Genomic DNA, 17,235 nt, shown 5'->3' with positions numbered 1-17,235 from the left:
TGGGTGGGCGGCATAATGTAGCACCGTTATACAATATGAGCTATCACTCGTTTTTGCTTAAAAAAGCGACAATTGCGGAGAGGGTTGATTTTGCTATTGTTAAATTTGCGTTCCAGCATGACTCCTCAAGGAGCAGATCATGGAAACCTACCTGCAAACGGTGAAAGAAGAGTGGGTGAAGCTGATTAATGAGACCGATCCCGACGTGCATCGCCTTGCGACTGAGCTTGCCAGGGACACGCATCGCCGCTGGCTGCTGAATTTTATCGTGTGGTGAAAAAGCTGCTGTTACCTGTCATTACTACCAGCGCCCATACGCCCGAGGTGAAGCTGCATATTTATCACTATGCGATAAACAGTATCGATCTGGCCATGGAAGTGATGTCACGGGCCTCTGGTTTTAGCGAGAACAATGCGGCGAAGGAAGATGAGAATTACCGCATCTTTTCCTTAATGGAGAACGTAGAAGAGTAGAAGGAAAGACAGACCGCGGCGTTGCTGTCATGGGAAATGGTGCTGCTGTATAAAATCACCCTTAATTCCAGTATCGGCAACAGTCTTCCTCTGGGTCAGTCTGAATTTGGACTGTGGTTTAGCCATAAAGGTCGCCACTATTTCAGCGGGATCGCTGAGGCCGGGCATATCTCTCGTCTGATTCAGGAATTTGATGACCTTTTTAACGAGGTCCGTCTGTCAGGGCAGGATCTGAATGATAAAGTGCTCCGGGATAAATTCTTGCAGCGAATGCGGAATACCCTCTCGCAAATCATCACCCTGCTGCGCGAGCTATTTGATGAAGTTTCGCGGCACGAGGTGGTAGTGGATGTCCTGACCCGTCTGTTGAACCGCCGTTTCCTGCCAACCCTCTTCAAACGCGAAATCCTGCACGCCACCCGGGCCGGGAAAATGCTCTCAACGCTGCTGATTGATGTCGACAAATTTAAACACATCAATGATACCTGGGGACACAATACCGGGGACGACGAAAAGTTTCCGGCGCGTTCTACGACAACGTGCGAACCTGTGATTACGTTTTTCGCTACGGCGGGGATGAGTTTCTGATTGTGCTGACGGAAATCTCGGAAGTGGATACGCTGCGTATTGCCGAGCGCATTCGCAAACGGGTGGAAAAAATCAAGGTTAACTCCCCAACCGGCGAGATTATCCCGCTCTTACTCTCGATAGGCGCTGCGATGTTTAACGGTCATCCTGATCACGAACGGTTAATTCAGGCTGCGGATGAAGCCTTATACGGCGCGAAACGGCGTGGCCGGAACTGCATGGAGCTTTGGAGGGGGGCATAAGGAAAAACAGATGTGTCCCCTGCAGGAATCGAACCTGCAACTAGCCCTTAGGAGGGGCTCGTTATATCCATTTAACTAAGGGGACGAAGCGGCAAGAGTATAACGTTATTTACACTTTTCGTTAAGCGCATTGCCGCCTGACTGGTCAAAGAGTCACCGTTCACACCGATTTTTCGGCTATTTTATCCTTTTTTTCCTGAGCTTTAAGCTCGGCTTTACGCTTGTTGGACATGTCGTTACGGATTTGCGCATGGCTCAGCAGTGCAAAGATAAAGGTTCCGCCACAAATGTTGCCTGCGAGGGTAGGCAGGGCGAACGGCCAGAAAAAGTCGCTCCAGTGGAGGGTGCCGTTAAACACCAGATAGAGGATTTCTACGGTCCCGACAACGATGTGCGTGGTATCCGCGAGTGCGATAAGCCAGGTCATCAGGATAATCACGACGATTTTCGCGCTGCCCGCTGACGGGAACATCCAGACCATAGTGGCGATGATCCAGCCGGAGATAATGGCATTAGAGAACATTTCAACCGGCGTGTTTTTCATCACATCCATCCCAATCTTCACGAATGCGTCACGGGTCGGTTCATCAAATATGGGCATATACTCGAAGGCCCAGGCGGCTACGCCCGTACCGATGAGGTTCCCCAGCAGCACGACGCTCCACAGGCGCATCAGTAAGCCAAAATTTCCGAGGGTGGGGTTTTGCATGACTGGCAGTACGGCGGTAACAGTGTTCTCGGTAAAAAGCTGCTGCCGCGCCATAATGACGATGATAAAGCCGAACGTGTAGCCTAAATTTTCGAGCAGAAACCCGCCCGGCACGCCTTCCAGCTGCACGTGAAATATCCCTTTGGCAAGCAGCGATGCGCCCATCGACAGACCGGCTGCGATGGCTGACCACAGCAGGGCCATCGCGTCACGCTCCATCTCCTTTTCGCCATCCTGGCGAATATGTTCATGAATGGCCATGGCGCGCGACGGCAGGCGATCCTCATCGACTTCTATCTCTTCGCCCCGGTCTTTCTCCTCGCTCTCAATCTCAGGTTCTTCATTGTTCTCGCCAATTTTTTCTTCGTTAATGTCTTTCATAACTGCTCCTTCGGGGTTATCGCTCATTTAAGCGTAGCGGCTTTTAGCGCCTTGCCCGTGGAGAAGCTCTTAAATTGCAGAAAATGGCAATAAAGGTGAGACATCTCTTTCAAAGCCAATATAAAATTGCCGGCGAAACGAATTCTTAAAGACAGGCTATGCTGAAATTAGCGTGATGACGCGAGCGGGTCGTCATTGTCCTCGTAGACATCGGTAAGCGTGCTGTTACAATCACTTGCACGTTTCAGGCGGAGCGTCACCTGCTCCGTTACAGATGGCATTCAACGATAGCCATATTGAACAGGGAGAAATGTATGAAACTTCGGCTGTCGGCGCTTGCGCTGGGCGTGACGATGCTTGTGGGCTGCGCCAGCTCTGGCGAGCAAACCGGACGCTCCGATCCTCTCGAAGGATTTAACCGTTCAATGTACAGCTTTAACTATAATGTGCTGGATCCGTACCTGGTTCGTCCGGTTGCCGTGGCATGGCGTGACTACGTTCCGCAGCCAGCGCGAAACGGCCTGAGCAACTTTACCAGTAACCTCGAAGAGCCAGCGGTGATGGTGAACTACTTCCTCCAGGGCGACCCGTATCAGGGGATGGTGCATTTCACCCGCTTCTTCCTAAACTCCCTGCTGGGCATGGGCGGCTTAATTGATGTCGCAGGCATGGCTAACCCGAAACTACAGCGTGAACAGCCGCACCGTTTCGGCAGTACGCTGGGGCATTATGGCGTAGGTTATGGTCCGTATGTGCACCTGCCGTTCTACGGCAGCTTCACCGTACGTGACGATGGCGGCGACATGGTGGATACGCTGTATCCGGTGCTGTCATGGCTCACCTGGCCGCTGTCGATTGGTAAATGGACCGTGGAAGGGATTGAAACACGTGCGCAACTGCTGGACTCTGACGGTCTGCTGCGTCAGTCTTCTGATCCGTACATTATGGTGCGTGAGGCCTACTTCCAGAACCACGACTTTATTGCCAACGGCGGTAAGCTGAAGCCGGAAGATAATCCGAACGCGAAAGCCATCGAGAACGAATTAAAAGATATTGATTCGGAATAAATAAAAAAGGTGAGCGATGCTCACCTTTTTTAATCGTGTTGGGATTAGAACGCGTAGTTGAAGTTGGTACCGAACAGCCACGCTTTACCTTCAGAGGTAAACTCGTAAGGGCCTTCCTGGAAGGTCACTTTCTGACCGTGCATATAAGAGACGCCCGCGTCGATGGACGCATTCTCGTTAAACGCATAGGTTGCACCCGCACTCAGCCAGAAGCGGTCCTGATCCGGAATGGAGATAGAACGTTTATCAGCCGGGACCGGGCTGTCATCAAACGCGATACCGGTACGGAACGTCCAGTTGTCATCCATATAGTAGGTTGTACCGAGCGCCAGACGGTATGCGTCGTGGAAGCTCTCGTCCTTATAGAACAGGGTCTGGCCGTTGCTGCCGGTGGCTTTCAGCTCCTGGAACTGGCTCCAGCTGGTATACGCGAGGCTATAGTGAATCGCCCACTGCGGCGCAACGCGGTTGTAACCAGACACTTCCCACATTTCAGGCAGATGCAGCGACAGTGAACCCGGTACGGTTTGATTCGAGGTACCCCATGGAATGGTGGTGCCTGCGCCCGGAACCATACCGTTGACTGGGCTCAGGATGCCGCTTTTGTAATCGCCATCGAAATCGATTTTCACTTCTGAGCGATAGGTCAGACCCCAGCGGTTGTTTTTATCCAGTTCATACAGGATCCCGGCGTTCCAGCCGTAGCCCCATTCATCACCTTTCAGGCTGGCGATTTTGTTGCTGTTTTTCGGCAGCGCAGCGGTTTGCTCGCCGGTATAACGCTCGATTTTTGCGTCGGCGTAAACGGCATTAAAGCCCAGACCAAAGCTCCAGCTGTCGTTCAGACGATAGGCGCCGCTCAGGTTGAGGTTCAGGGTGGTCAGATCGGTTTTACCGCCGTATTCCCCGGCCGGATAATCGTTATTGAACTCCGTTGCCAGGCCATAGTTAGAGGTAACAGAAGCCCCCCAACCAAACTGTTCGTTAATCGGCGCAACAAAGTGCAGGTTAGGCACCCACGCCGTAGGCGCAATGTTATCCGCCTTTAGATCCGCGCCGGTGAACGGAGATTTGCCAGAGATGTTGACATCAGGATCGATGTAAACCGCACCGGCAGAGAAGGTAGGGCGATCAAACATCATGATCAGCGCCGGGTTACGGCTTGCGTTGCCTGCGTCATCGGCAATCGCACCTTCCCCGGAATACGCACGGCCAAGGCCAGAGGAAGAAAATTCGTTTAACTGGAAGCCCGCTGACCAGGCGGACGTTGAGACGATTGCCACTGCAACTGCTAAAGCAGTTTGTTTGAACAGGGTTTTCTGGCTCATGACCATAACCTCATTGAGTTATTTTTATTCAATAATTGTTACATACCGTAACAGGAGCGCGAAGTGTAGGGTCTGAGGTATGACTTACAAATCAGACCAGTGGCGAGAGTATAGGTCTGACCAGCTGGGATGTTGCAAGTTTGTTTATTAATATTTTCAGATATGTTTCTTGAAACGAGATCTGGTTGGCAAAATTGTGACCAGTGCGAATCATCTGAAAAGGTGAATTTTGTTTTAGATCATTTTTTAGTGTGATATTGCTCACTTATCCGATTTTGCGCCATTAACGGCTGGAGGGGGCTCGTCCGGGGGCGTAAAATAGTCGCATCGTGTTTATCTCGCGCGCTGCGCGAATACAGAGGAAATTGAGCTATGAGTAAATGCAGTGCTGATGAAACCCCGGTTTGCTGCTGTATGGATGTTGGCACCATCATGGACAACACCGATTGCACCGCCTCTTACAGCCGCGTCTTCAGCAACCGCGCTGAAGCGGAAGAGACGCTGACGGCGCTGACCCAGCGTGCGCGCGAAGTGGAATCCGATCCGTGTGACATTAAATCTACCTTTACGGAAGTGGATGGCGGCGTGCAGCTGGATATCGACTTCGTGTTCGCCTGCGAAGCTGAAACGCTGATTTTCCAGCTGGGCCTGCGTTAATTCCTGCGGTCTGGTGCCCTCACCCCAACCCTCTCTCACGGGAGAGGGCGCAAACACTAAAAACGGTAACCCACGGGTTACCGTTTTGCTTTTACCCTGGACATTTTCTTTTTTTTTCTCTGTGTCTTAGCTCGCACTTTTTCGCTTCCCCGATTGGCTCAATGTAAAAAAATAGTTAACACTATTATCAGGTCAGACCACTTAATGTGCGCGCAAAATTTTTTACAGGGGAGTGTTATGAGTCAGGCATTACCGCTTATCACCCGACACGGTGACCGCATTGCCATTGTCAGCGGGTTACGTACGCCTTTTGCGCGTCAGGCAACCGCGTTTCACGGTGTACCGGCTGTCGATCTGGGAAAAATGGTCGTGGGGGAGATGCTGGCTCGCAGCGAGATCCCGCCAGAGGTTATTGAGCAGCTGGTTTTCGGCCAGGTCGTGCAAATGCCGGAAGCGCCCAATATCGCGCGTGAAATCGTCCTGGGCACCGGCATGAACGTTCACACCGACGCCTACAGCGTCAGCCGCGCCTGTGCCACCAGTTTTCAGGCGGTGGCGAACGTGGCAGAAAGCCTGATGGCGGGAACCATCCGCGCAGGGATCGCCGGAGGTGCGGATTCCTCCTCCGTGCTGCCCATCGGCGTCAGCAAACGGCTGGCCCGCATCCTGGTGGATGCCAACAAGGCCCGGACCACCGGTGCGAAGCTCAAACTCTTCTCGCGTTTACGTCTGCGCGACCTCATGCCCGTGCCTCCTGCCGTTGCGGAATACTCCACCGGACTGCGTATGGGCGACACTGCCGAGCAGATGGCAAAAACCTACGGTATCACCCGGGAGCAGCAGGACGCGCTGGCGCATCGCTCGCATCAGCTTGCAGCGAAAGCCTGGTCAGAAGGCAAACTGGCCGACGAAGTGATGACCGCCTACGTGCCGCCTTACCGCGAACCGCTTTCAGAAGATAACAACATCCGCGGCACCTCCACACTGGCGGATTACGCCAAACTGCGCCCGGCGTTTGACCGTAAGCACGGTACGGTCACCGCGGCTAACAGTACGCCTCTTACGGACGGCGCCGCCGCCGTGATCCTGATGACGGAATCCCGGGCGAAAGAGTTGGGCATTACGCCGCTGGGCTATTTGCGCAGCTACGCCTTTACCGCCATCGATGTCTGGCAGGACATGCTGCTCGGACCGGCCTGGTCCACGCCGCTGGCGCTGGAGCGCGCAGGGCTGACGCTCTCCGATCTCACGCTGATTGATATGCATGAAGCCTTTGCCGCCCAAACGCTGGCAAACGTGCAGCTTATGGCGAGCGAGCGCTTTGCCCGCGACGTGCTGGGCCGCGCGCATGCCACAGGCGAAGTCGATCAGAGTAAATTCAACGTGCTGGGTGGCTCCATCGCCTACGGTCATCCGTTTGCGGCGACAGGGGCGCGAATGATAACCCAGACGTTGCACGAGCTGCGTCGACGTGGCGGCGGTTTTGGTCTCGTCACCGCCTGTGCGGCGGGCGGCCTGGGTGCAGCAATGGTTCTGGAGGCTGAATAATGAAAACGACATCTGCATTTAACCTGGCCGTTCGCCTCGATAACGTGGCCGTTATTACCATTGATGTGCCCGACGAAAAGATGAATACCCTGAAGGCCGAGTTTGGCGTTCAGGTGCGCGCGATGCTCAGACAGATCCGCGAAAACAAAGCGATACGCGGACTGGTATTTATCTCGGCAAAGCCGGATAACTTCATCGCCGGGGCCGATATCAATATGATTGCCCGCGCTGCAAGCGCTCAGGAGGCAGAAGATCTGGCGCGTCAGGGTCAGCAGGTGATGGCGGAGATCCATGCGCTGTCGATACCCGTTGTCGCCGCAATTCATGGAGCCTGCCTGGGCGGCGGGCTTGAGCTGGCGCTGGCCTGCCACAGCCGCATTTGCACCGACGATGCGAAAACCGTACTCGGACTGCCGGAGGTACAGCTTGGTTTGCTGCCAGGCTCGGGTGGAACGCAGCGCCTGCCGCGTCTGGTGGGCGTCAGCACGGCGCTGGAGATGATCTTAACCGGTAAACAGCTCCGCGCCCGTCAGGCCCTGAAGGCGGGTCTGGTTGATGAGATCGTTCCGCACGCCATCCTGCTTGACGCTGCCGTTGAACGGGCGCTAAAGGGGCGTCAGGCGAAACGCCCCCTGCCGGTGCGCGAGCGCATCCTTGCCGGGCCGCTGGGACGCGCGCTGCTGTTCAGGATGGTGGATAAAAAAACCGAGCAAAAAACCAGAGGAAACTATCCGGCAACGAAGCGCATTCTGGAGGTGATTGAAACCGGTTTATCGCAGGGCAGCAGCAGCGGCTATGCCGCAGAAGCGAAGGCGTTTGGCGAACTGGCGATGACGCCGCAGTCGCAGGCGCTGCGCAGCATTTTCTTTGCCAGCACGGAGGTCAAAAAAGATCCGGGCAGCGAAGCTGAACCGGCTCCGTTGCGCGCCATTGGCGTTCTGGGCGGCGGGCTGATGGGGGGCGGCATCGCGTTTGTCACCGCCAGCAAAGGCAAATTGCCCGTACGTATTAAAGATATCAATCCTAAGGGCATCAACCACGCGTTGCAGTACAGCTGGCAGAATCTCGATCGCAAAGTGAAACGCCGCCATATTAAGGCCAGCGAGCGCGATAAAACCCTCGCGACGATCACGGGCACCACCGACTACAGCGGGTTCGCACACCGCGATCTGGTGATTGAAGCCGTATTCGAAGATCTGGCCCTTAAGCAGCAGATGGTGGCGGACGTTGAGCAGCATTGCGCGCCGCACACCATTTTTGCTTCAAACACCTCCTCTTTGCCGATTGGCGACATCGCGGCGAAAGCCGCGCGCCCGGAGCAGGTGATAGGGCTGCACTTTTTTAGCCCGGTCGAAAAAATGCCGCTGGTGGAGGTGATCCCGCATGCCACAACCAGCCCGCAAACTATTGCCACCGTGGTGAAGCTGGCGAAAAAACAGGGCAAAACACCCATTGTGGTCGCGGACAAAGCGGGCTTCTACGTCAACCGTATTCTGGCGCCGTACATTAACGAAGCGATGCGGCTGCTGACGGAAGGGGAGAAAATTGAGCACGTCGATGATGCCCTGGTGAAGTTTGGTTTTCCCGTTGGCCCAATCCAGCTTTTGGATGAGGTAGGGATTGATACGGGGACTAAAATTATCCCTGTGCTGGAAGCGGCTTATGGCGATCGTTTTGCGCCGCCTGCAAACTTTGTTTCTGCAATTTTGAAGGACGATCGCAAAGGCAGAAAAAATGAACGCGGTTTCTATCTTTACGCCGCGAAAGGGCGTAAAAGCAAGAAACAGGTCGACCCTTCGGTTTATGCGCTTATTCCCGTCACGGGGCAGGGAAAACTGTCGGCAGTTCAGTGCGCTGAGCGCTGCGTAATGATGATGCTCAATGAAGCGGCGCGCTGCTTTGGCGAGCAGGTGATCAAAAGCGCGCGCGACGGCGACATCGGCGCCGTGTTTGGCATCGGTTTCCCGCCATTCCTTGGCGGCCCGTTCCGGTACATGGATAACCTCGGGGCGGGTGAAGTGGTTGCGATCCTGCAACGTCTGGCCTCGCAATACGGTCCACGGTTTACACCTTGTGACGAATTATTGCAGATGGCGGAACGGGGCCAGACATTCTGGCCCGCAAGGGAAACTGATTGCGTAAACTAAAGTCAAAGAAGGGTAAATCCTGAGGTAATGGAACCTGTTCTGGCGAAATTGTAAACAGAGATTGACTATACTTACGCCATTGAGGTAAAAAACAGCGTTTCATTCACCGAATGGATCAGGCACAATGCCCGGCCATCGGGTTTTCTACCTCAGAGCATTAATCGCGGGTAGTTAACGCCGGTGATTCTGGTTAACAAAAGCGGTGCAATATGCAAGTTTTTATCATGCGTCACGGCGACGCGGCACTTGATGCCGCCAGTGACTCAGTACGTCCTTTAACCGTCTGTGGCTGCGACGAATCCCGTCAGATGGCAACATGGCTTAAAGGTCAAAAAGTGGACATTGAACGCGTTCTGGTGAGTCCGTTCCTGCGGGCAGAGCAGACGCTGGATATGGTAGGGGAGTGTATGAACCTGCCCGCCAGCGTGGACGTTCTTCCTGAACTCACGCCGTGCGGCGATGTTGGCCTTGTCAGCGCTTACCTTCAGGCGCTGTGCAATGAAGGTGTTGCTTCCGCACTGGTCATTTCCCACCTGCCGCTGGTCGGCTATCTGGTATCTGAGCTGTGCCCGGGCGAAACGCCACCGATGTTCACAACGTCCGCTATTGCCAACGTCACCCTCGACGAAACCGGCAAAGGGGTCTTCAACTGGCAAATGAGTCCGTGCAACCTGAAGATGGCAAAAGCCATCTGACGTGACGTGCGATATGGCGGGGGCATAGCGCTTCCCGCCATCCTGTCAGGGCAACTCTGGTGGCTGCCACTCCTCAACTTCAATCAACACCAGCAATGCGGCATCTCCGCCGTACTCTTTTGGCGCCTGATGAAAAGCCATCACGTGTGGATGCTGAGCCAGCCACAGCGGCGTCTGTTGTTTGAGAATATGTTTGCCGTGACCGTGCATCACGCAGGCGCAAAAAACATGCTCGCGTCGGCACGCCGCGATCAACGCCCCCAGCTCCTGCTTCGCCTGCATCTGCGTCAGCCCGTGCAGATCGAGAAACAGCTCCGGCGAATAATCGCCCCGGCGCAGCTTCTTCAGCTCAAAATGGCTGACGTCCTCGCGCACGTACTTCACGGCCCCCTGCGTATTGAGCAGCGGCTGGAATTCATCTGAAAAATAGTGGCTGTTATCGGCCTGCTCCTGGAGCAGACGTTTGACCGGAACCTCGCTGATTTTTTTACGCTGCGGGCGATGGACAATGGTGTCCTGCGTGATTTTACGCGTCCCGGTCATCAGCTGACGGAAGAGAGCCTGATCCTCCTCGCTGAGCGGTGTTTTCTTTTTCATTCGTCATTCTCATCTCGTATTTCCGATAGTGTACCCGACTAAACGCATTTTTTAACCTCAAGCGGTACGCGTCATTGCTGATTTATCCCTGTCTTCATGGCAAACTAGCCGCCGAAAATTATGCGAGCATGCCCTGGAGGAAAGAGTGGATAAAATTTTTGTCGATGAAGCAGTAAACGAGCTGCATACCATACAGGACATGTTGCGCTGGTCGGTTAGCCGCTTCAGCGCCGCCAATATCTGGTACGGTCACGGCACCGATAACCCGTGGGATGAGGCCGTCCAGCTGGTGCTGCCGTCACTCTATCTGCCGCTGGATATTCCGGAAGACATGCGCACCGCGCGCCTGACTTCCAGCGAAAAACACCGCATCGTTGAGCGCGTGATCCGCCGCGTGAACGAGCGCATTCCGGTGGCTTACCTGACCAACAAAGCCTGGTTCTGCGGCCACGAGTTCTATGTTGATGAGCGTGTGCTGGTGCCGCGCTCGCCGATTGGTGAGCTGATCAACAACCACTTCGACGGCCTGATCGCGCACCAGCCGCAGCACATTCTCGATATGTGCACCGGCAGCGGCTGCATCGCCATTGCCTGCGCCTACGCTTTCCCTGAAGCGGAAGTGGACGCCGTCGATATCTCTACCGACGCGCTGGCCGTTACCGAACACAACATTGAAGAGCACGGCCTGATCCATCACGTCACGCCTATCCGCTCTGACCTGTTCCGCGACCTGCCGACGCTGCAATACGACCTGATCGTCACCAATCCGCCGTACGTCGATGCAGAAGACATGTCCGATCTGCCGAACGAGTACCGTCACGAGCCGGAGCTGGGCCTGGCGTCAGGCTCTGACGGCCTGAAGCTGACCCGCCGCATCCTGGCGTGTGCGCCGGATTATCTGACCGACGACGGCGTTCTGATTTGTGAAGTGGGCAACAGCATGGTACATCTGATAGAGCAGTACCCGGATGTGCCGTTCACCTGGCTTGAGTTCGACAACGGTGGTGACGGCGTCTTTATGCTGACCAAAGCACAGCTGCTTGATGCGCGCGAATACTTCAGCATTTACAAAGATTAATCCAGCGGGCTTCGGCCCGTTTCACAACGCTCAAACACAAACAACAACATCGGAGCCGTGATGGCAGGAAACAGTATTGGACAGGTATTCCGTGTGACCACCTTTGGCGAGTCGCACGGTCTGGCACTGGGTTGTATCGTTGATGGCGTCCCGCCAGGCATCGAACTGACCGAAGCCGATTTGCAACATGACCTCGATCGTCGTCGTCCGGGTACCTCTCGCTACACCACGCAGCGTCGCGAGCCGGACCAGGTCAAAATTCTCTCCGGTGTATTTGAGGGCCGTACCACCGGCACCAGCATCGGACTGCTGATTGAAAACACCGATCAGCGCTCTCAGGACTACGGCGCGATCAAAGACGTTTTCCGTCCTGGCCATGCCGATTACACCTATGAGCAAAAATATGGCTTCCGCGACTATCGCGGCGGCGGCCGGTCTTCCGCACGTGAAACCGCGATGCGCGTAGCGGCAGGGGCGATTGCCAAAAAATATCTCCAGCAGAAATTCGGCATTGTTATCCGCGGCTGTCTGACCCAGATGGGCGACATTCCGCTGGCAATCAAAGACTGGGATCAGGTCGAGCTTAACCCGTTCTTCTGCGCCGATGCCGACAAGCTGGACGCGCTGGACGAACTGATGCGCGGCCTGAAAAAAGAGGGTGACTCTATTGGCGCGAAAGTCACCGTGGTAGCCGACGGCGTGCCGGCTGGCTGGGGCGAGCCGGTATTTGACCGCCTCGACGCCGACATCGCCCACGCGCTGATGAGCATTAACGCGGTGAAAGGCGTGGAAATCGGCGACGGTTTTGACGTGGTTCAGCTTCGCGGCAGCCAGAACCGCGATGAAATCACGAAAGACGGTTTCCAGAGCAACCATGCGGGCGGCATTCTGGGCGGCATCAGCAGCGGTCAGCAGATTACTGCCAATATCGCGTTGAAGCCAACGTCCAGTATTACCGTACCGGGCCACACGATTAACCGCGCTGGCGAAGACGTTGAGATGATCACCAAAGGGCGACACGATCCGTGCGTGGGGATCCGCGCGGTGCCGATCGCAGAAGCGATGCTGGCGATCGTGCTGATGGATCACTTCCTGCGTCAGCGCGCGCAGAATGCGGATGTGTCGACCACCATTCCACGCTGGTAACTATGAAAAAAACCGCAATCGCTCTGCTGGCGCTGTTTGCCAGTGGAGCCAGTCTGGCTGCCACGCCGTGGCAGAAAATCACCCACCCGGTGGCGGGTAGCGCGCAGTCTATTGGCGCGTTTTCCAACGGCTGTATCGTCGGCGCGCAGGAACTTCCGCTGCAATCGGATACCTATCAGGTGATGCGCACCGACCAGCGCCGTTATTTCGGCCATCCTGACCTGGTGCTGTTTATTCAGCGTCTTGGCAACCAGGTACATAACCTGGGGCTGGGCACGATGCTGATTGGCGATATGGGGATGCCTGCCGGTGGCCGCTTTAACGGCGGGCACGCCAGCCACCAGACCGGACTGGATGTGGATATTTTCCTGCAACTGCCGAAAACGCGCTGGAGTTCAGCGCAACTGCTGAAGCCGCAGGCGCTGGATCTGGTGTCGGCCGACGGCAAAAGGGTCGTCGCCTCGCGCTGGTCACCGGAAATTTCCAGCATGATCAAGCTGGCGGCAGAAGATAACGACGTCACGCGTATCTTTGTTAACCCGGCCATCAAGCAGCAGCTCTGTCTGGATGCGGGAACGGATCGCGACTGGCTGCGCAAAGTGCGCCCGTGGTTCCAGCACCGGGCACATATGCATGTTCGTCTGCGCTGTCCGGCGAACAGCCTGGAATGTGAAGATCAGCCGCTCCCGCCGCCTGGCGATGGTTGCGGTTACGAACTGCAAAGCTGGTTTGAACCGGCCAAGCCTGGAACCTCTAAGCCTGAGAAGAAGACACCGCCTCCGTTGCCGCCTTCCTGCCAGGCGCTACTGGATGAGCATGTACTTTAATGGATAATTTCGTCGATCTGTTCATGGTGTCACCGCTGCTGCTGGCGGTGCTCTTTTTTGTTGCGATGTTAGCCGGATTTATCGATGCCCTTGCGGGCGGCGGCGGGCTGTTAACCGTGCCCGCGCTGCTGGCGGCGGGCATGAGCCCGGCGCAGGCGCTCGCCACTAACAAGCTTCAGGCCTGTGGCGGCTCTCTTTCCTCTTCGCTCTATTTTGTTCGCCGCAAGGTGGTGAATCTCGCCGACCAGAAGCTCAATATCCTGATGACGTTTATTGGCTCGACGGGGGGCGCCTTGCTGGTGCAGCATGTACAGTCGGACATTCTGCGCCAGATCCTGCCGATTCTGGTTATCTGCATCGGCCTGTATTTCCTGCTGATGCCTAAGCTCGGCGAGGAAGACCGGGCGCGGCGGCTACACGGCCTGCCGTTTGCGCTGATTGCCGGTGGCTGCGTCGGCTTTTACGACGGCTTCTTTGGCCCGGGGGCAGGTTCATTTTACGCGCTGGCGTTCGTGACGCTGGCCGGCTTTAACCTCGCCAAATCTACCGCCCACGCCAAGGTGCTGAATGCGACCTCCAACGTTGGCGGCCTGCTGCTGTTTGTCATTGGCGGCAAGGTTATCTGGGCAACCGGGTTTGTGATGATGGCAGGGCAGTTTTTGGGCGCGCGCGCAGGCTCGCGTCTGGTATTAAGCAAAGGGCAAAAGCTGATCCGCCCGATGATTGTTGTCGTCTCGGCGGTGATGAGCGCCAAACTTCTTTATGACAGCCATGGACAGGAGATCCTCACCTGGTTGGGGATGAACTAATGAACAGTACGCATAAATACGAACAGCTGATTGAGATCTTCGATAGCTGTTTTGCTGATGATTTTAATACCCGTCTGATTAAAGGCGACGACGAACCGATCTATCTTCCTGCTGATGACGAGGTTCCGTACAACCGCATCGTCTTTGCCCACGGCTTTTACGCCAGCGCTTTGCACGAGATTTCGCACTGGTGCATCGCGGGGAAAGCGCGTCGCGAGCTGGTGGACTTCGGTTACTGGTACTGCCCGGACGGGCGCGACGCCGCCACCCAGGGGCAGTTCGAAGATGTGGAGGTGAAACCGCAGGCGCTGGAGTGGCTGTTCTGCGTGGCGGCGGGTTTCCCGTTTAACGTGAGCTGTGACAACCTTGAAGGCGACTTCGAGCCAGACCGTATCGTCTTCCAGCGCCGCGTGCATGCGCAGGTGATGGAATATCTTGAGAAGGGCATCCCGGAGCGTCCGGCGCGCCTGATCGAGGCTTTACAGAATTATTACCACACGCCGGAGATCACGGCGGAATGCTTCCCGTGGCCGGAAGATTTATAACAGAGGAAAGAAGATGATCGCAGAATTTGAATCACGCATTCTGGCGTTAATTGATGACATGGTGGAACACGCCAGTGATGATGAGCTGTTCGCCAGCGGTTATCTGCGTGGTCACCTGACGCTGGCGGTAGCCGAGCTGGAAGCAGGCGACGATCACTCTGCCGACGCCATTCACGCTGAAGTCACGCGTAGCCTGGAAAAAGCCATTCTGGCCGGGGAGCTCTCTCCGCGCGACCAGTCTTTAGTGCTGGGCATGTGGGACAATTTATTCCAGCAGGCTAAACGCTAAGCCGCCGCCCTCTCTTCCCTCTCCCCTTTGGGGAGAGGGTCAGGGTGAGGGGATTCGACCGCACCCTACTTAACCATTTTCCCCTTCAGCAGTTTCCTTACCCACAACCGGTTCGGATTCAGCCCCGCGAGCGTAACCCTGTCCAGCGGAACCGGCTCATCGCTCATTTGCGCAGCCAGCACCTCTGCCAGCAGCGGCGCGGAGCATAATCCCCGCGAGCCTAAGCCACCCAGCATAAACAGTTCAGGATAAACCGGCGCATTCACCGCCGTTTCTTTGTTGTCTGCCAGATCCTGATAGAGTTCAAGCGTGGCTTGATAGTCCGGCACGTTTCCCGCCATCGGCAGGTGATCGCGAGTCGCGCAGCGTACGCCGCAGCGCGCTTCGCCCTCGCTGACGTCAACCTCTTTAGCCCACGACGCATCCGGGAAACAGTCGATCAGGCGCTGGCGGTTTTGCTGCTGATCTGCTTCGCTGTACTGCATGTCCGTTTCACCGCGATGGTAGCTGGCGCCGATGCAGTGATGGCCGTTGGACGGATTTTGCGGCGTCAGGTAGCCGTCGTAACACAGCACCTGGCGCAGCTTGCTCAGCGCGGGCGCAGCAGGAATATGGCTCACCTGGCCGCCGACAGGATAAACCGGCAGCGTCTCGGTCTGGGTAAACTGATTGATGTTATGCCCGTTTGCCAACACCACGCTGTCATGCTGCGCCTCGGTGCCGTCAGCAAAACGCAGCGTCCAGTGCGCTGTGCGGCTAAGCGATTCAACCTTATGGGCATAATGTACCGTCAAACCGCGCGACTGCCCGAGAGCAATCGCCGCAGAAGTCAGTTCAGCCGGGCACAGCCAGCCGCCGCGTGGATACTGAATCCCGCCGCAGCCGGTGTCGACGCCCGCGGTCTCAGAAACCTGCTGCGCCGTCACGGCATGGGCGATGGCCTCCGGCAGACCCAGCGACAGCATTTGTGTGATTTTCTGCTGGCTCTTCTCGTCCCAGCCGAGCTGCGTCACGCCGCACCAGTCGTGGTCAAACGCAACCGGCAGGCTATCGTAAAGACGACGAGCAAACGTAAACGCCGCCGGGAAGAACTGGTACAGTGCCGGATCGTGTGAACTTAACAAAGGATAAAGTGCGCCCTGGCGGTTGCCTGATGCACCCGTCGCCGGCGCCTCGTCAGCGCAATAGAGCGTCACCTGCCAGCCCCGGTGCAGCAGCGCCAGCGAGAGCAGGGCGCTGGCAATACCGCCGCCCACAATGGCGACCTCACGCGATGCACTGGGGCAGCGAGCAAACCAGGGTGCCTGTGCCGGGATTGCCAGATCCTGCTCCATCACCCCGACCAGCATGTCGCGTTTGCGGCCAAAGCCTTTGGTTTTCCGCATGGTAAACCCCGCCTCCTGCAACCCACGGCGAACAAAGCCCGCCGAGGTGAAGGTGGCAAGTGTCGCGCCGGGACGTGCCAGCCGCGCCATGGCGTTGAACAGATGCTGGCTCCACATGTCCGGGTTTTTGGCGGGCGCAAAACCGTCCAGGAACCAGGCGTCCACCTTCTGATTCATCGAGTCGTCGAGCTTATCGGTCAGATCGTTAATGTCGCCCAGCCACAGGTCGAGCGTGACCCGTCCATCGTCCAGAATCAGACGATGACAGCCACCGATGTGAGACGGCCACTGTGCCTGAAGCTGTTCCGCCCAGCGAGTAAGCTCCGGCCAGTGCTGATGGGCACGCCGCAGATCGTGTGCGGTAAGTGGAAATTTTTCGAAGCTGATGAAATGTAATCTTTGTAGGGTAGCCTCGGGGTGTGCAGCGCGAAAACAATCGAACGCCTGCCAGAGAGTCAGAAAATTCAGCCCGGTTCCGAAACCGCTCTCCGCCACAACGAACAGACTGCGCGGATGATCAGGGAAGCGGGTGCCGAGATGATTTCCGTCGAGGAAAACATAGCGCGTCTCTTCCAGTCCGTTATCATTAGAAAAGTAGACGTCATCAAAATCTCGGGAAACAGGTGTACCCTCAGCGTTGAATTCGAGGTTGGCAGGTTGTATGGCGTTTTGTTTCACGTAAGTTACTCGTCCGACAGGCAGTGGCACGATCTTAACGATGTG

General features: G+C 56.1%; 15 protein-coding genes, 1 tRNA gene and 1 pseudogene. 12 read left to right on the top strand and 5 right to left on the bottom strand.

Going from position 1 to position 17,235, the window contains the following annotated elements:
• The first annotated feature begins 139 nt into the window (after window positions 1–139).
• Window positions 140–1,304 (top strand): annotated as a pseudogene (locus A3466_RS09870) (diguanylate cyclase).
• Between the two features lie 13 nt (window positions 1,305–1,317).
• Here A3466_RS09870 and A3466_RS09865 read toward each other — a convergent pair.
• Both A3466_RS09865 and A3466_RS09860 read right to left on the bottom strand, forming a co-directional pair.
• Window positions 1,318–1,389: transfer RNA gene (locus A3466_RS09865), tRNA-Arg, on the bottom strand.
• 75 nt (window positions 1,390–1,464) lie between these two features.
• Window positions 1,465–2,394 carry a formate/nitrite transporter family protein gene (locus A3466_RS09860; protein ID WP_063450433.1) on the bottom strand — a complete coding sequence of 310 codons (930 nt, stop codon included), beginning with the start codon at window positions 2,392–2,394 and terminating at the stop codon, window positions 1,465–1,467.
• 314 nt (window positions 2,395–2,708) lie between these two features.
• Between A3466_RS09860 and mlaA the strand changes: the two genes are divergently transcribed.
• Entirely contained in the window at window positions 2,709–3,461 is a 753-nt protein-coding gene (gene mlaA, locus A3466_RS09855) for a phospholipid-binding lipoprotein MlaA (protein WP_003861365.1), read from the top strand.
• Window positions 3,462–3,505: 44 nt separating this feature from the next.
• On the opposite strand, the gene fadL is transcribed toward mlaA, so the two are convergent.
• Window positions 3,506–4,789, bottom strand: a complete 1,284-nt coding sequence (gene fadL / locus A3466_RS09850; protein WP_063450432.1) for a long-chain fatty acid transporter FadL — start codon at window positions 4,787–4,789, stop codon at window positions 3,506–3,508.
• 372 nt (window positions 4,790–5,161) lie between these two features.
• On the opposite strand from fadL, the gene A3466_RS09845 reads away from it, so the two are divergent.
• From A3466_RS09845 to sixA, 4 genes are all read left to right on the top strand, one after another.
• Window positions 5,162–5,446, top strand: coding sequence for a YfcZ/YiiS family protein (locus A3466_RS09845; RefSeq protein ID WP_063450431.1), 285 nt, complete (start codon window positions 5,162–5,164; stop codon window positions 5,444–5,446).
• 237 nt (window positions 5,447–5,683) lie between these two features.
• Entirely contained in the window at window positions 5,684–6,994 is a 1,311-nt protein-coding gene (fadI, locus tag A3466_RS09840) for an acetyl-CoA C-acyltransferase FadI (protein ID WP_063450430.1), read from the top strand.
• Window positions 6,994–9,141, top strand: coding sequence for a fatty acid oxidation complex subunit alpha FadJ (gene fadJ, locus A3466_RS09835; protein ID WP_063450429.1), 2,148 nt, complete (start codon window positions 6,994–6,996; stop codon window positions 9,139–9,141). The genes fadI and fadJ overlap by 1 nt, the downstream gene beginning before the upstream one ends.
• 209 nt (window positions 9,142–9,350) lie before the next feature.
• Window positions 9,351–9,836, top strand: a complete 486-nt coding sequence (gene sixA, locus A3466_RS09830) for a phosphohistidine phosphatase SixA (protein ID WP_063450428.1) — start codon at window positions 9,351–9,353, stop codon at window positions 9,834–9,836.
• Window positions 9,837–9,881: 45 nt separating this feature from the next.
• Here the strand turns inward: sixA and smrB are convergent, their stop codons facing one another.
• Window positions 9,882–10,433 carry an endonuclease SmrB gene (gene smrB / locus A3466_RS09825; protein WP_063450427.1) on the bottom strand — a complete coding sequence of 184 codons (552 nt, stop codon included), beginning with the start codon at window positions 10,431–10,433 and terminating at the stop codon, window positions 9,882–9,884.
• A 145-nt stretch (window positions 10,434–10,578) separates the two neighbouring features.
• Here smrB and prmB point away from each other — a divergent pair, with 145 nt between their 5' ends.
• The 6 genes from prmB to A3466_RS09795 are packed head-to-tail and all read left to right on the top strand — an operon-like array spanning window position 10,579 to window position 15,127.
• On the top strand, window positions 10,579–11,511 hold the full coding sequence (gene prmB / locus A3466_RS09820; RefSeq protein WP_063450426.1) for a 50S ribosomal protein L3 N(5)-glutamine methyltransferase: 933 nt from the start codon (window positions 10,579–10,581) through the stop codon (window positions 11,509–11,511).
• A gap of 60 nt (window positions 11,512–11,571) precedes the next feature.
• Entirely contained in the window at window positions 11,572–12,657 is a 1,086-nt protein-coding gene (gene aroC / locus A3466_RS09815) for a chorismate synthase (RefSeq protein WP_063450425.1), read from the top strand.
• Window positions 12,658–12,659: 2 nt separating this feature from the next.
• A complete protein-coding gene (mepA, locus tag A3466_RS09810) occupies window positions 12,660–13,484 on the top strand; it encodes a penicillin-insensitive murein endopeptidase (RefSeq protein WP_063450424.1) in 825 nt (274 codons plus the stop codon).
• Window positions 13,484–14,293 (top strand): sulfite exporter TauE/SafE family protein, encoded by an 810-nt coding sequence (locus tag A3466_RS09805; protein WP_063450423.1) that lies wholly within the window; start codon window positions 13,484–13,486, stop codon window positions 14,291–14,293. Before mepA ends, A3466_RS09805 begins: the two co-directional genes overlap by 1 nt.
• Window positions 14,293–14,838: an elongation factor P hydroxylase gene (locus tag A3466_RS09800; RefSeq protein WP_063450422.1), complete on the top strand. Its 546-nt coding sequence runs from the start codon at window positions 14,293–14,295 to the stop codon at window positions 14,836–14,838. Before A3466_RS09805 ends, A3466_RS09800 begins: the two co-directional genes overlap by 1 nt.
• A gap of 13 nt (window positions 14,839–14,851) precedes the next feature.
• The gene (locus A3466_RS09795; protein ID WP_063450421.1) at window positions 14,852–15,127 is read left to right on the top strand and encodes a YfcL family protein; all 276 of its coding nucleotides are present in this window, start codon (window positions 14,852–14,854) and stop codon (window positions 15,125–15,127) included.
• 65 nt (window positions 15,128–15,192) lie between these two features.
• On the opposite strand, the gene mnmC is transcribed toward A3466_RS09795, so the two are convergent.
• Complete coding sequence (mnmC, locus tag A3466_RS09790; protein WP_063450420.1) at window positions 15,193–17,190, bottom strand: bifunctional tRNA (5-methylaminomethyl-2-thiouridine)(34)-methyltransferase MnmD/FAD-dependent 5-carboxymethylaminomethyl-2-thiouridine(34) oxidoreductase MnmC; 1,998 nt, start codon at window positions 17,188–17,190, stop codon at window positions 15,193–15,195.
• Between the last annotated feature and the right edge of the window lie 45 nt (window positions 17,191–17,235).

It is taken from the genome of Enterobacter genomosp. S, assembly GCF_001631805.1.
Taxonomy (GTDB): domain Bacteria; phylum Pseudomonadota; class Gammaproteobacteria; order Enterobacterales; family Enterobacteriaceae; genus Enterobacter; species Enterobacter quasihormaechei.
This window is presented reverse-complemented; position numbering and strand designations above follow the sequence as displayed.

Coding starts and splice junctions, on each gene's coding strand:
- fadI (WP_063450430.1), top strand. CDS start 5,684: ATGAGTCAGGCATTACCGCTTATCACCCGACACGGTGACCGCATTGCC.
- smrB (WP_063450427.1), bottom strand. CDS start 10,433: ATGAAAAAGAAAACACCGCTCAGCGAGGAGGATCAGGCTCTCTTCCGT.
- aroC (WP_063450425.1), top strand. CDS start 11,572: ATGGCAGGAAACAGTATTGGACAGGTATTCCGTGTGACCACCTTTGGC.
- A3466_RS09805 (WP_063450423.1), top strand. CDS start 13,484: ATGGATAATTTCGTCGATCTGTTCATGGTGTCACCGCTGCTGCTGGCG.
- A3466_RS09845 (WP_063450431.1), top strand. CDS start 5,162: ATGAGTAAATGCAGTGCTGATGAAACCCCGGTTTGCTGCTGTATGGAT.
- A3466_RS09795 (WP_063450421.1), top strand. CDS start 14,852: ATGATCGCAGAATTTGAATCACGCATTCTGGCGTTAATTGATGACATG.
- A3466_RS09800 (WP_063450422.1), top strand. CDS start 14,293: ATGAACAGTACGCATAAATACGAACAGCTGATTGAGATCTTCGATAGC.
- sixA (WP_063450428.1), top strand. CDS start 9,351: ATGCAAGTTTTTATCATGCGTCACGGCGACGCGGCACTTGATGCCGCC.
- fadL (WP_063450432.1), bottom strand. CDS start 4,789: ATGAGCCAGAAAACCCTGTTCAAACAAACTGCTTTAGCAGTTGCAGTG.
- mlaA (WP_003861365.1), top strand. CDS start 2,709: ATGAAACTTCGGCTGTCGGCGCTTGCGCTGGGCGTGACGATGCTTGTG.
- A3466_RS09860 (WP_063450433.1), bottom strand. CDS start 2,394: ATGAAAGACATTAACGAAGAAAAAATTGGCGAGAACAATGAAGAACCT.
- mepA (WP_063450424.1), top strand. CDS start 12,660: ATGAAAAAAACCGCAATCGCTCTGCTGGCGCTGTTTGCCAGTGGAGCC.
- fadJ (WP_063450429.1), top strand. CDS start 6,994: ATGAAAACGACATCTGCATTTAACCTGGCCGTTCGCCTCGATAACGTG.